Genomic DNA, 15,643 nt, shown 5'->3' with positions numbered 1-15,643 from the left:
CGTCCAGCGCACGCACCTGTTCCGGGTGCGTGCGCGTTTTCCCAGTACAGGCTGTAAACAGCATCCGCAGGAGTAGCCGAGATGGCTGAATTGACGAGCGCGCAGATCGAAACCCTGGTACGTGCCGTTCAGGTGGTGACGGACTTCCTGACCGGCCATGCGCCCGCCGAGGTCACCTCGCTGGAGCAGGCCCTGCAGACCATGCACGACATGCTCCTGGCTGCCGGCATCCCGCTGCAGATGGCTGCGGCCCTGCGCCAGGCCATGGCGGCCCAGGCCAACGCCGCCGTCGCCGGCACCGCTGCGGTGGACGCCAGCGCCTGGGTCAAGGGCTGGCTCGCGGAGGCCCAGTTCCCGGCTCAACCGGACGCTGCGGCCGAGCGCCACGACGGCGTCCAGGCCCTGGAGGCGACCCAGTTGCCCGGCCAGCCGGATAGCTCGACCATTCCCGGCCCGTCGCCCTTCGACAGCACCTACCGCCCCGAGATTACCGGCCTGTTCGGCCAGGACATCGGCCTCGACCAGCAGGCCGTGACCTTCCGCCCCGAGCAGGCTGCGCTCACCGGTGACGCCACCGGCAGCGGCATGCTGCCGCCCGGCGTACCGCCGGAACTGGCGATGCTCAACCTCGACGGCATGGGCCCGGGCCTGCTCGGCGGCGTCAGCTCCGGCATCGGCACCGGTGCGGCCAGCCAGGGCACCTCCGGCGTCGCCGGTGGCGGCCTTGGCGTGTTCCCCAACCTGCGCGGTGACACCGGCATCGGCAGCAGCCTGGCTGCCGGCACCAACAGCGAGCTGCCGGCGGGCTTCGAGCCGCCGGCCGCACCGACCCTGACCGGCGATACCAGCGAACCGGTCTCGGTGCTCAGCGTCGCCGGCGCCCCCGAGGTGCTGGAGAGCGACGACGGCGAGACCCTGGTGCTGGTGTTCACCGTCAGCCGCAGCGGCGGCACCGGCGCCAGCCAGGTGCAGTGGAACCTCGATGGCCTGGACCCGGCCCTGTTCGGCGGCACCCTGCCCGGCGGCCTGCTGGCCTTCGCCGAAGGGCAGATGAGCCAGGAGATCCGCATCGAGGTGCCCGGCGACTACTTCGCCCAGGGCGACCGCACCGCCACCGTCACCCTCAGCGGCCCCAGCGCCGGCAGCCAGCTCGGCCAGCCCAGCGCCAGCACCCAGATCCTCGACAACGAAGCCACCGTCAGCGTCGTCGCCACCCGCCTGCAGGTGCTCGAAGGCGACGAGGGCGACCAGCAACTGCTGACCTTCGTCGTCACCCGTGACAACGGCCGCGCCGCCGCCACCGTCGATTGGAGCGCCAGCGGTCTGGACGCCGCCGACATCGGCGGCCCGCTGCCCTCCGGCACCCTGACCTTCGGCGTCGGCGAGGTGAGCAAGACCATCACCATCCCGCTGCTGGGCGACCGTGTGGTGGAGCCCAGCGAAGTGCTCACGGTGACCCTGGGCAACCCCAGCGCCAACCTCACCCTGGGCACCGCCAGCGCCAGCACCACCGTGGTCAACGACGACGGCCTGGTGTCCATCCGCGCCAACCAGGCGCAGGTCACCGAGGGCGACAGCGGCACCACCACCACCGTCAGCTTCACTGTCACCCGCACCGACGCCCAGAGCAGCGGCTCGGTGCGCTGGTCGGTCAGCGGCGTCGACGCCGACGACCTGGTCGAAGGCATCAGCGGCGGCACCCTGGAGTTCGCCGCCGGCGAGACCAGCCGCGAGATCGTCCTCACCGTGCGCGGCGACCGCGACGTCGAGGACGACGAAACCCTCACCGTCAGCCTGCAGAGCGACCAGAGCAACCTGCGGGTTTCCGGCGGCAGCGCCAGCACCCAGATCGTCAACGACGACACCGGCGTCAGCCTGCGCGGCGTGACCATGGACGTGGTCGAGGGCGGCCAGGGCCAGCAGACCGCGATCACCTTCCTGGTGACCCGCTCCGAGCTGCTGGGCCAGGACCTCACCATCGACTGGCGCTTCGTGCGGGTCGGCGCCCACGCCGCCGACGCCAACGACTTCATCGCCGGGCAGAACCAGCTGGGCATGGCCGATGGCATGCCCAGTGGCAGCGTCAACTTCGCCGCCAACGAGACCCAGAAGCTGGTCACCGTCTGGGTCAAGGGCGACAACCTGGCGGAAACCGACGAGACCTTCGGCATCGTGCTGCACAACCCGCCGGCCGGCGTGCAGGTCATCAATGGCGAAGCCTACGGCACCATCCGCACCGACGAATCCACCTACAGCATCGAGGCGCTGACCGCGTCCACCACCGAGGGCAACGGCACCGGTGGCGTGCAGGCCTTCGTCATCACCCGCACCGGCAACACCAGCGGCGCCGGGCAGATCGGCTACCAGATCGCCGGCTACGGCGAGCTGCCGGCCGACGTCAACGACTTCGCCGCCGACCAGCCCATGAGCGGCGTGGTGCAGTTCGCCGCCGGCGAGAGCAGCAAGGTCATCTACGTGCGCCTCAACGGCGACAGCCTGATCGAGGGCACCGAGAGCTACACCGTGGCCCTGCAGGCCCAGGACGCCAACAGCCAGATCGACGTCGGCGCGGCCCTGGCCAGCATCGACCCGGACGACCAGGCGGTGTCCATCACTGCGCGCACCGCCAACGTCCGCGAGGGCACCAGCGCTGCGCCGGTGCTGGAATTCGTGGTCACCCGCAGCGGCGAGCTGTCGCTGCCGGGCACCGTGCAGTGGCACGTGCAGGGCTACGGCAACAACCCGGTGGACGCGGCCGACTTCGGCGGCACCCTGCCGTCCGGCACCATCGAGTTCGCCGCCGGCCAGAGCAGCGCGGTGATCCGCTTCAGCCCCAGCCCGGACAGCCAGTACGAGCCCACCGAGGGCCTGCAGGTGGTGATCGCCACCAGCACCCCGGGCATGACCGTGATCCAGGACCGCGCCACTGGCAGCCTGATCAACGACGACGCGCGCCTGACCCTCGACGGCAGCGGCCTGACCGCCGCCGAAGGCAACAGCGACACCCCGCGCCAGCTCAACTTCACCGTGCAGCGCCAGGGCGACCTGACCCAGAGCGTCAGCGTCGACTGGCGCGTGGTGTTCGGCAACGACGCCGACTCCGCCAGCCTCGCCGACTTCCTTTCCGGCACCGCCTTCAGCGGCACCCTGGAGTTCGGTCGCGGCGTGCAGAGCCTGGTGGTGACCCTGCCGCTGTCCCCGGACAACCTGCTGGAGGCCAACGAAACCTTCCAGGTGGTGCTGAGCAACCCCAGCGCCGGCGCCGAGATATCCGTCGGCCAGGCCACCGGGGTGATCCGCAACGACGACGTGGTGTTCAACTTGCTGTCCCAGGCCGACAGCTTCGAAGGCAGTGGCGGCACCCGCGAGCTGCGCTACGTGGTCGAGCGCAGCGGTGACCTCGCCGGCAGCGACACCATTACCTGGAGCCTCGCGCCCGGCGCCCTCAACGGCGTGGACGGCAGCGACTTCGTCGGCGGCGTGCTGCCCAGCGGCACCCTGGTCTTCGCTGCGGGCGTCGATCGCCTGGAGATCGTCCTGCAGATCGCCACCGACTCCCAGCTCGAGGGCGACGAGAGCTTCGTCCTCAGCCTCGGCACGCCGAACCCCGGCGCCACCGTGGCCAACGGCAGCATCAACGGCCAGCTGCTCAACGATGACCAGCAGTTCGCCATCCAGGCCCAGGCCGCCAGCGTCAACGAAGGCGGCGACGGCCAGGTGGCCGAGCTGAGCTTCCTGGTCAACCGCAGCGGCTACCTGGGCGGCACCGGCAGCGTGGCCTGGCGCGTGGTGGGCGAGGGCGGCAACCCGGTGGATGGTGCCGACTTCGTCGGTGGCGTGCTGCCCGGCGGCATCCTCAACTTCGCCAACGGCGACACCAGCAAGACCATCACCCTGCAGGTGGCCGGCGACTACCGCCTGGAGGCCAGCGAAGGCCTGCGCGTGGAGCTCTACGACCCCTCCACCGGCTCCAGCCTGGGCACCGCCTCGGCATCGGCCACCGTCACCAACGACGACACCGGCCTGGCCATCGCCACCACCCGCAGCGGCCTGGTGGAAGGCGACAACGGCACCGTCATCCATGAATTCACCGTGACCCGCTCCGGCGTCACCAGCGGCACCACCACCGTGGACTGGAGCCTCTCCGGCCAGGTGGATGCGGCCGACTTCGCCGGCGGCGTGCTGCCGGCCGGCACCCTGACCTTCGCCCCGGGCGAGACCAGCAAGGTGATCCAGGTCGCCGTGCGCGGCGACCGTGACGTCGAGGGCGACGAGGCCTTCACCGTCACCCTGGGCAATGCCAGCGGCCATGCCGAGATCCTCACCGGCCAGGCCCAGGGCAGCATCGTTTCCGACGACGTCGGCATCCGCATCCAGGCGCAGCAAGCCGAGGTGGCCGAAGGCGCCATGGGCGAGACCCAGGTGCTGCGCTTCACCGTCACCCGCAGCGGTGATCTGTCCGGCCCGGTCAGCGTGACCTGGACCGCCAGCGGCCTGCAGGCCGACGACTTCGCCGCCGGCACCGCCCTCAACGGCCTGGTGCAGTTCGCCGCCGGCGAGACCTCCAAGGTGATCGAACTGACCCTGGCCGGCGACGCCGTGTTGGAAAGTGACGAGACCCTCACCCTGACCCTGGGCAACCCGGCGGAGAACCCCGCCCACGACCAGACCCAGCTGCTCACCGGCAGCGCCAGCACCCTGGTGCGCAACGACGACGTCGGCCTGTCCATCGTCGCCGACCAGGCCAGCGCCGCCGAAGGCGACGCCGGCCAGGAGCGCAGCTTCACCTTCACCGTGACCCGCGCCGGCGACCTGCGCGCCACCAGCGTCGACTGGAAGGTGGCGGTGGGGCAGGGCGTCGACGCCGCCAGCCTCGCCGACTTCATCAGTGGCCAGGACGCCCTGGGCGCGAACGGTGGCCTGCCGTCCGGCACCCTGCAGTTCGCCGAGGGCCAGACCAGCGCCCAGGTCACCGTGCGCGTGTCCGGCGATGGCCACATCGAACTGGACGAGACCTTCGGCGTCAGCCTGGAGGCCCGCGACGGCAACACCGAACTGACCGTCGGCAGCGCCGACAGCCGCATCGACAACGACGACCTGGGCTTCTCCATCAGCCCGCTCGCCGCCGACAAGGCCGAAGGTCACAGCGGCACCACCGCCTTCACCTTCACCGTGACCCGCGCCGGCGACCTGGGCTCGGCCGCGCTGGTGGACTGGTCCCTGGCCGGCATCGCCAACGCCGCCGACTTCGACGCCAGCACCGGCACCCTGAGCTTCGCCGCCGGCGAGGCCAGCAAGACCCTGACCATTCTGGTCAAGGGCGACCTGGTGGTGGAGGCCGACGAGACCTTCAGCGTCAACCTGGGCAACGCCCGCCTGGGCGACGGCACCCCGCAGAGCGTGGTGGACGGCAGCGCCGAAGGCGTGATCCGCAACGACGACCAGGGCTTCGCCGTGGTCGCCGAGCGCGCCACCGTCAGCGAAGGCACCGGCGGCAGCCAGACCGTGATCTACCGCATCGTGCGCAGCGGCGAGCTGTCCGGCAGCGCCACGGTCGACTACGCCGTCAGCGGCGCCAATGGCGGCGATGCCAGCGACACCCTGGGCGGCCTGCCCAGCGGCACCCTGACCTTCGCCCCGGGCCAGTCCGAGCTCACCGTCAGCTTCGAGCTGGCCGGCGACAGCCGCGTGGAGGGCAGCGAGGCCTTCACCCTGACCCTGAGCAACCCCAGCGCGGGCCTGGTGACCGGCGCCACCGCCACCACCACCGTGCAGGACGACGACACCAACTTCAGCATCAGCGCCCCGGCGGAACAGGCCGAGGGCACCCAAGGTGCCTTCACCGACATCACCTTCACCGTCACCCGCAGCGGCCTGAGCACGGCCGCCGGCACCGTGCAGTGGCGCCTGAAGAGCGCCACCGGCCTGGACACCAGCGACTTCGCCAGTGGCCAGGACGTCAACGGCAACAACGGCGGCCTGCCCAGCGGCACGGTGAGCTTCACCGCCAACGGCAGCGACACCCAGACCATCACCATCCGCGTGCGCGGCGACAACCTGGTGGAGGCCGACGAGCTGCTCCAGGTGGAACTGTTCAACCCGCAGGGCGGCACCGTCGAAGCGGGGCAGGGCAGCGCCAGCACGCGCATCCTCAACGACGACGCCAGCTTCGCCATCGTCGCCGACGCCGCGAGCCTGGCCGAAGGCAACAGCGGCGAGCGTCTGGTGAGCTTCACCGTGACCCGCAGCGGCTCCCTCGCCGGCAGCCGCGACCTGACCTGGACCCTGAGCGGCGGCCTCGACGCCGCCGACCTCGGTGCCGGCCAGGGCAGCACCGGCACCCTCAGCTTCGCCGACGGCCAGGCCACTGCGACGGTAGTCATCCGCGTCAAGGGCGACTCGGTGTACGAGGGCGACGAAGCGGTCACCGTGACCCTGTCCAACCCGCCGGCCAACAGCGTGATCGGCACCGCCAGCGCCACCACCACCCTGACCAACGACGACGCCACCCTGAGCATCAGCGCGCTGTCGGCGGACAAGGGCGAGGGCAACAGCGGCTACGTGGACTTCACCTTCAGCGTCAGCCGGGGCGGCTACCTGAGCCAGGCCAGCAGCGTGCAATGGCGTGTCGACCCGAGCGTGGCCAATGCCGTGGACGGTGCCGACTTCTATGGCAGCCAGCCGGGCGGCGTGCTGCTCGATGGCGACGGCATCCCCTACGGCACCCTGAACTTCGCTGCGGGGGAGAACAGCAAGACCATCACCGTGCGCATCGCTGCCGACAGCAAGCTGGAGGCCAACGAGGTGCTCAAGCTGGTGCTGGAGAACGCCTCCGCCGGCACCGAGATCACCACCGGCAGCGCCACCGGCACCGTGCGCAACGATGACGCGGAGCTGAACATCACCGCCGGCACCACCAGCCGCAGCGAGGGCGACGGCGTCCACGGCACCGGTGCGCCCTTCACCTACACCGTGACCCGCACCGGCAACCTGGACCAGGCCAGCACGGTGAACTGGAGCGTCCAGCACCTGGACACCAATGCCGCCGACTTCACCAACGGCTCGGCCTACCTGACGCCCTCCGGCACCCTGAGCTTCGCCGCCGGCGAGAGCAGCAAGACCATCACCGTCTACGCCTACGGCGACACCGGCGTGGGCAGCGTCGAGGGCAACGAGCGCTTCAACCTGGTGCTCAGCGGCGCCAGCAGCGGCACCTCCATCGGCGCCAATGGCAGCTACCAGAGCACCATCACCAACGACGACACCCGGGTCACCGTCGAGTGGGCCCAGGCCCGCCAGGCCGAGAAGGTCGCCGGCGAGAACACCACCTACACCATCACCCTGACCCGCAGCGGCGACTTGGCCAAGACCTCCACGGTCAACTGGAGCACCACCGGCCAGGACATCTGGGAATACGGCAGTAGCCGTTGGGAATACGCGGCCGATGGCGTCGACTTCAACGGCGGCACCCTGCCGTCGGGCACCGTGACCTTCGCCAGCGGCGAGACCAGCAAGACCATCACCCTCACTGTGCGCGGCGACGACACGGTGGAGGACGACCAGTGGTTCAAGGTGCTGTTCAGCAACGCCGGCGGCATCGACGAACTGGTGGCCCCGCAGACCGGCAGCCAGAACATCTACACCAACGACCCCGCGCTGCAGACCAACACCAGCGCCAGTGGCGTGTACCTGTTCGGCGAGATCCAGCGCGACGAGGCGGAGTTCTACATCCAGGACACCCCGACCACCGGGCGCACCCGCGCCGAGGGTGACACCGTGGCCGACGGCGGCAACGCAGCCGACGGCTACATCGAGCACACCTTCGCCGTGTACCGCACCGTTTCCACCGCCGGCACCGCCTGGGTGGACTGGGCGGTGCAGACCAGCGTCAGCGGCTACACCGCCACCGGCGCCACCGACTTCTGGAACGACACCGTACCCTCCGGCCGCGTGGAGTTCGTCGATGGCCAGTCGGTGGCCTACGTCACCATCCGCACCAAGGTGGACGATGCCGGCGAGCAGGACGAGGCCTTCCGCCTCTACCTGACCCAGGCCAGCCCGGGCAGCAGCATCCAGGGCGGCTCCACCGCCAACCCCGGCTACGTCAACAACCACGTGGTGCTGCAGAACGACGACACCCGCTTCGATGCCAGCGTGGCGCACGTCAACGAAGGGCAGGACCTCGTCTACACCATCACCCGCAGCGGCGACCAGCGCGGCTCGGATTCGGTGGACTGGTCCATCCAGCTGGGCGGCTCCGAGAGCACCAACGAGACCAACAACACCCGCAGCACCTGGTACAAGCTCGACCCCGCCGACCTGGACATGGACTGGATCCTGGCCAACAACCCGGGCCTGTCGTGGAACGCCGGCACCCGCACCCTCAGCGGCAGCTTCACCTACCTGGACGGCGAGCTGACCAAGACCATCAGCCTGCGCACGATCGACGACGGCCTCGCCGAGACCTGGCGCGAGGAAGCCACCCTGGTGCTGAGCAACCCGCAGAACCTGAGCGGCGACATCGAGACGCCCTCCATCGGTTCCAGCGCCACCGGCCGCGTATACGACGACGAGCCGGCCGCGCTGCTGGGCGTCAGCGCCGGCGCCACCCAGGTGTTCGAGGGCAGCGCCGCCAGCACCAGCGTGACCTTCACCATCACCCGCACCGTGCAGCCCGGCGGCAGCATCGACTACGCCAGCTCCGTGGCCTGGCAGATCGTCGGCAACAACATCAACTGGGGTGGCGCCAACGGCGGCCAGGTGAGTGGCTACGGTGGCAACACCCTCTGGTCCACCTCGCCCTACTACAACACCACCTATGGCGTGGTGAGCTTCGCCGCCGGCGAGACCAGCAAGCAGGTGACCGTGACCTTCGGCGCCGACACCGTGATCGAGCCGGACACCGGCCTGACCATGACCCTGCTGGACCCGCTGACCGCCTACAACAACGGCCTGATCAATGGCAGCTACCGCGACGAGTACGGCCCTACCAACATCGACCCGGCCCAGGCCAGCGCCAGCACCACCCTGCGCAACGACGACGTCCGCCTGTGGATGGGCAGCTTCGGCAACACCACCCCGAGCGTCGCCGGCTACGAAGGCCAGCCGCTGAACTTCACCCTGGTGCGCTCCGGCCGCCTGGATAACGACATCACGCTGAACTACACCCTGACGAACGGCAACACCACCAGCGCCGACTTCGTCAGCACCAGCGGCACCATCACCCTGGCCGGTGGCCAGAGCAGCTATGCCATCTCCCTGGCCAACCTGCTCAAGCTCGACGGCAGCATCGAGAGCACCGAGGGCTTCACCCTCAACCTCAGTGCGCCGGGCGACACCACCGACTCCACCGTGCGCTTCGGCGTCGACTCCATCGCCGCCAGCACCGCCACCAGCATGAGCGTCGGCGGCACCCTCTACGATGCCGACACCGCCTACAGCATCACCCCCACCGCCACCAGCCTGGCGGAAAGCGGCGCCGGCCAGTCCGCGACCTTCTCGCTGAACGTGGTGCGCAGCGGCTACAGCGGCTCCGGCACGGTGAAGTGGCGCGTGGAAGGCATCGGCGGCAACCCGGCGGATGCGGCCGACTTCACCGGCGGCGTGCTGCCCAGTGGCACCCTGGGCTTCGCCGATGGCGTCACCACCGGCACCATCACCTTCGCCGTGCGCGGCGACGGCACGGTGGAGGCCAACGAGACCTTCCGCGTGGTGTTCTACGAGGAGACCCTCAACGGCCCGGGCGTGACCCGCAGCCTGTCGCAGAACAGCGCGACCCTGACCATCACCAACGACGACACCGGCATCAGCATCGCCGACGCCTCGATCACCGAGAGCGACGCCAACCAGGTGCTGAACTTCGTCGTCACCCGTTCCGGCGTGACCAGCGGCGCCTCGTCCATGACTTGGTCGCTGCTGCACGACAGCACCAGCGCCGCCGACTTCAGCGGCGCCACCAGCGGCAGCCTGAGCTTCGCCGCCGGCGAGACCAGCAAGACCATCAGCGTGACCGTGGTCGGCGACGTCACGCCCGAGCAAGTGGAGCAGTTCCGCATCGTCCTCGGCGGCTTCAGCGGCGACATCAGCGACCCGATCCGCACCACCGCCACCGGTACCATCCGCAACGACGACGCGACCTTCTCCATCGCGCCGCTGCAGGGGGCCACCAGCGAGGGCCTGGCGCAGACCTTCGTCATCACCCGCAGCCACAGCACCGAGCAGAACCAGACCATCAACTGGCAGATCCTGCTCAACGGCAGCGCCGATGCGGCGGACCTCAATGGCCAGGCGATGTCCGGCTCGGTGACCTTCGCCCCGGGCGAGCTGACCAAGACCATCAGCATCCAGTCCAGCCAGGACGCCGTGGCCGAGGTCGACGAGACCTACAGCGTGCAGATCAGCCTGGGCGCCGGCACCACCGGCGACACCATCAGCCAGGGCACGGCCGAAGGCACCATCCTCAACGACGACGCGGCCTTCAACATCAGCGCCGACCAGGTCAGCCGTGGCGAAGGGCAGAGTGGCACCACCGCCTTCACCTTCACCGTGACCCGCACCGGCGATACCAGCGGCAGTGCCTCGGTAGCCTGGCGCCTGGGTTCCAGCGCGGCCAACGCGGCGGACTTCGCCAGCGCCGACCTGCTGGGTGACAACGCCGGCCTGCCCAGCGGCAGCCTGGTATTCGCCGACGGCGAGTCGAGCAAAACCATCACCGTGCTGGTGAACGGCGACACCCAGGTGGAGGGCGACGAGGCCTTCAACCTGGTGCTGGGCAACGCCAGCGGCGCGCAGATCCAGACCGGCAGCGCCAGCAGCACCATCCTCAACGACGACGCCAGCATCAGCATCGCCGCCACCGACGCGAGCAAGGCCGAGGGCAACAGCGGCACCACCGCCTTTACCTTCACCATCACCCGCAGCGGTTCGCTGGACCAGGCCAAGACCGTCGATTGGGCGGTGGTGGGCAGCGGCGCGCACCCGGCCGATGGCAGCGACTTCGCCCTGGGCGTGCTGCCTTCCGGCTCGCTGGTGCTGCCGGCCGGCCAGGCCAGCGTCACCCTCACCGTCAACGTGCGCGGCGACCTGCTGGCCGAGAGCGACGAGGGCTTCAGCCTGGTGCTGAGCAACCCGTCCAGTGGCCTGGTGATCGGCCAGGCCAGCGCCGATGGCCTGATCCGCGCCGACGACGTGGTGATCGACGTCGCCGCCCCGGCCGCCCAGGCGGAAGGCGACGACGGCCAGACCACCTGGTTCGACTTCGTGCTCACCCGCAGCGGCAAGCTCAGCGGCACCGAGACCATCAACTGGAGCGTCGCCGGCGTTGGCGCCAACCCGGCTTCGGCGGATGACTTCCTCGCCACCAGCGGCAGCGTCACCTTCGCCGCCGGCCAGGAGCAGCTGACCATCCGCGTACCGGTGCGCGGCGACTACAGCGGCGAGGCCAACGAGGACTTCCGCCTCAGCCTGAACAGCGCCGACGGCGTGGTCTTCACCCAGGCCACGGCGGACGCCACCATCGTCAACGACGACGTTTCGGTGACCCTGGTCGCCACCGACGCGCGCCACGTCGAAGGCCACGACGGCGTGCAGACCGTCTACACCTTCACCGTCAGCCGCAGCGGCAACCTCGACCGCGCCACCAGCCTCGACTGGAGCCTGCAGGGCCTGGCCGATGCCGCCGACTTCCTCGGTGGCGTGCTGCCCAGCGGCAGCCTGAGCTTCGCCTCGGGCGACGCGGCCAGCCAGACCATCAGCATCGTGGTGCTCGGCGACCGCACCCTGGAGGGCGACGAGTCCTTCCAGGTGGTGCTGGGCAACGCGTCCGCCGGTACCGACATCAAGGTGGGCAGCGCCACCGGCACCATCGTCAGCGACGACGTGCAGTGGAACCTCGCCGTGGTCGCCACCCCGGTGGAAGGCGACAGCGGCTCCACCGGCTACAGCTTCCTGGTCACCCGCACCGGCAGCGGCCTGGCCACCAGCCTGGCCTGGAGCGTCGCCGGCAGCGGCGCCAACCCGGCCTCGGCGGACGACTTCGTCGGCGGCCAGCTGCCCTTCGGCGAACTGACCTTCGCTGAAGGCCAGATGAGCCAGACCGTGATCGTCTGGGTCGCCGGCGACAGCCGCCTGGAAGCGGACGAGGGCTTCACCCTCAGCCTGCAGGCGCCCAGCGACAGCCTCAGCCACACCTTCGCCAACCAGCAGGTGGACGCGGTGATCCGCAACGATGACGACGTGTTCGCCATCGCCCCGCGTGCCGCCGAGGCCAGCGAGGGCACCGCGCTGACCTTCACCGTGACCCGTACCGGCAGCACCGAAGATACGTCCACCGTGAGCTGGCGCATCGTCCATGGCGGCACCGACGCCAGTGACTTCAGCGTCACCAGCGGCACCCTGACCTTCGCCGACGGCCAGAGCGAGATGGTGCTGAGCATTCCGGTGCGCAGCGACCGCGACGTGGAGCTGGACGAAGGCTTCAGCGTCGAGCTGTACCAGCCGGGCGCCGGCAGCAGCATCGACCCGGCCGCCTCCAGCGCCGCCGGCACCATCCGCAACGACGACGTCGACCTGACCCTGGCCAGCGTCACCGCCCAGGCCTACGAAGGCGACGCCGGCACCCCGGGCCGCCTGCACTTCACCGTGACCCGCAGCGGCGATTCCAGCGGCGAGACCCGCGTCGACTGGGCCGTGCAGGCCGGCAGTGCCAGCGCCGCCGACTTCCCGGGCGGCGTGCTGCCCAGCGGCCAGCTGGTGTTCGCCGCCGGCGAGACCCACAAGGACATCTACATCGATGTGCTGGGCGACGGCCTGGACGAGGGCGACGAGCAGTTCACCCTGCAGCTGTCCAACCCCAGCGCCAACGCCGATATCGTCGGCAACGGCCAGGTGGGCACCATCCGCAACGACGACGACAGCCTCGCCCTGAGCGCGGTGACCCGCGAAGCGGTGGAAGGCGACGACGGCCTGACCCTGTTCACCTTCCGCATCGACCGCAGCGGTAGCTCGGTGGGCGCCGCCAGCGTCGACTGGCGCGCCGCCGGGGTGGGTACCCACGCCCTCAGCGACGCCGAGTTCGCCGCCCTCAGCGGCACCGTGCACTTTGCCGACGGCGAGACCAGCAAGACCTTCACCGTGGCCGTGCGTGGCGACGAGCTGGGCGAGGAGGACGAAAGCTTCCAGGTGTGGCTGGAGAACCCCAGCTACGGCTCCACCATCACCACCGGCCCGGTGGAATCGGTGGTGCTCAACGACGACCCGGTGCTGTGGATCGCCGCCGACGCCGCCCAGGTGGTGGAAGGCAGCGACGGCCAGCAGACCGCGGTGACCTTCACCGTGACCCGTGGCGGCGACCTCTCCGGCCCGGCCAGCGTGCTCTGGGACCTGGTGCCCAGCGGCGCCAACCCGGTCAACGCCGAGGACTTCGGCGGCATCTTCCTCAGCGGCGTGGTGGCCTTCGGCGCCGGCGAGACCACCAAGACCATCACCGTCTACGTGGATGCCGACACCCTGGGCGAGCGCGACGAGACCTTCTCCGTGGTGCTCAGCGACGCCGAGGGGGCGACCATCCTCACGGGCGAAGCCAGCGTCACCATCGTCAACGACGACCGTGGCCTGAGCATCGCGGTGCTCGGCAGTGATCGCCAGGATGAGGGCAACCAGGGCCAGGTGACCGAGTTCGTCTACCGCGTGGAGCGGGTGGGCGACAGCAACGGCAGCGTCAGCGTCGACTGGGCGCTGAAGGGCGCGGGCACCTACCCGGCCAATGCCGGCAGCTTCGTCGGCGGCGTGCTGCCTTCGGGCTCGCTGGTGTTCGCCGACGGCGAGACCTACAAGGACATCGTCATCCGCGTGCAGGGCGACGACGTGCTCGGCCCGGACCAGGGCTTCGAGGTGGTGCTCAGCGGCCCGCAGGGCATCGACCTGATCAACGACCGCGCCAGCGGCACCATCGTCAACGACGACAACCAGTTCGCCATCCGCGTGGTGGACAGCGTGCTGGCCGAGGGCAACGGCGGGGCGACCACCATTTTCCGCTTCACCGTGACCCGCAGCGGCGACACCAGCTCGGCGGCGAGCATCGACTGGTCGGTGGCCGGCAGCGGCTCGGCCCCGGCGGATGCGGCCGACTTCGTCGGTGGCGTGCTGCCCGGCGGCGTGCTGCAGTTCGCCGCCGGCGAGACCAGCAAGGTGCTGGAAGTGGCGGTGTACGGCGACGACTTCGGCGAGTCCGACGAGCAGTTCACCGTGCAGCTCTCCAGCAGCGGCGGTGGCAGCAGCGTCAACCCGCTGCAGGGCAGCGCCCGCGCCACCATCCAGGGCGACGACGTGGCCCTGACCGTGCTGGCCATGGACAGCAGCCGCCTGGAAGGCGGCCCCGGCACCACCACGCCGCTGACCTACCGCATCCTGCGGGCGGGCCCGGACGACGCGGCGCTGACCATCACCTACAGCATCGCCGGTGCGGTGGACGCCAACGACTTCACCGTGCCGCTGACCGGCACCATCACCCTGGCCGCTGGTGTCTCGGAGATGGTGTTCAGCCTGCCGATCCGTGGTGATTCCCTGCGCGAGGGCGATGAGTCCTTCACCCTGACCTTCAGCCACCCGGCCATCGCCGGCGGTTCCACCAGCCTCGGCGGGACCATCCGTGACGACGACCTGGGCCTGGGCATCAGCGGCCCGGACAGCGTGTTGGAAGGCGACGTGGGCGGCACCCTGGTGACCTACCAGGTGACCCGCAACCCGTCCGCCAGCGCCGAGACCTTCTACTGGAGCCTGCAACCGGGCGCCGGCCAGGGCGTGGACGCCGATGACTTCGGCGGCGCCTGGCCTTCCGGCAGCGTGACCTTCGCCGCCGGCAGCACCACCGCGAGCTTCAGCTTCTCGGTGAACGGCGACCGCGCGGTGGAGGCCGATGAGCTGATGTCCATCGTCCTGCGCTCGGCGGCCAACAGCCCCTATGTGCTGATCAGCAAGGACGTGACCCTGCGCAACGACGATGTCGCTGGCGCCGGTGACGACCTGCTCACCGGCACCGCGGGTGCCGACAACCTGGCCGGCCTGGGCGGCAATGACCGCCTGTTCGGCGGCGCCGGCAGCGACGTGCTCGACGGTGGCGATGGCGACGACCTGCTGGTGGGGGGCAGCGGTGCGGACGTGCTGCGCGGTGGTGCTGGCGCGGACCGCTTCCACTACAGCTCGCCGGGCGATGGCATGGACGCGATCCTCGACTTCCAGGCCGGCGTCGATCACCTGACCTTCGACCCGACGGCCTTCGGTGGGTTGAGCAACCTGACCTCGGTGTCCCAGGCCTTCACCGGCGATGTGATGGACACCCTGGCCAAGCTCGCGGCCCAAGGCGATGCTGATGTGTACCGGGTGAGCTTCGCCTCCGGGCAGTTCCAGTTCGGTACCGGCAGCAACGGCCAGCTCGACGAGCTGGAGGCGATGATCAGCGGCAGCGGCCACCACAGTGGCTCGGCCTTCTTCCTGATCTCCAACGGCGACGTCACCCGGCTGTACTACGACGCCGACACCGCCAGCGGCACGGACGGCAGCGGACTTGTCGCCCTGGCCGAGCTGGCCAACCAACCCGATGCCCACAACCTGCCACAGGACGTGATCCAACCTCACACGGTGTGAC

General features: G+C 70.1%; 1 protein-coding gene. It reads left to right on the top strand.

Annotation, left to right across the window (positions count from 1 at the left end; translation table 11 throughout):
* Positions 1-81 precede the first annotated feature (81 nt).
* Positions 82-15,642 carry a Calx-beta domain-containing protein gene (locus RTW82_RS25925; RefSeq protein WP_316926886.1) on the top strand — a complete coding sequence of 5,187 codons (15,561 nt, stop codon included), beginning with the start codon at positions 82-84 and terminating at the stop codon, positions 15,640-15,642.
* The last annotated feature ends 1 nt before the right edge of the window (position 15,643 follow it).

Source organism: Pseudomonas sp. zfem005, from assembly GCF_032621735.1.
GTDB lineage: Bacteria > Pseudomonadota > Gammaproteobacteria > Pseudomonadales > Pseudomonadaceae > Metapseudomonas > Metapseudomonas solani.
This window is presented reverse-complemented; position numbering and strand designations above follow the sequence as displayed.

Bases quoted from the DNA above. Each gene is read 5' to 3' on its own strand.
- RTW82_RS25925 (WP_316926886.1), top strand. From the start codon at position 82: ATGGCTGAATTGACGAGCGCGCAGATCGAAACCCTGGTACGTGCCGTT.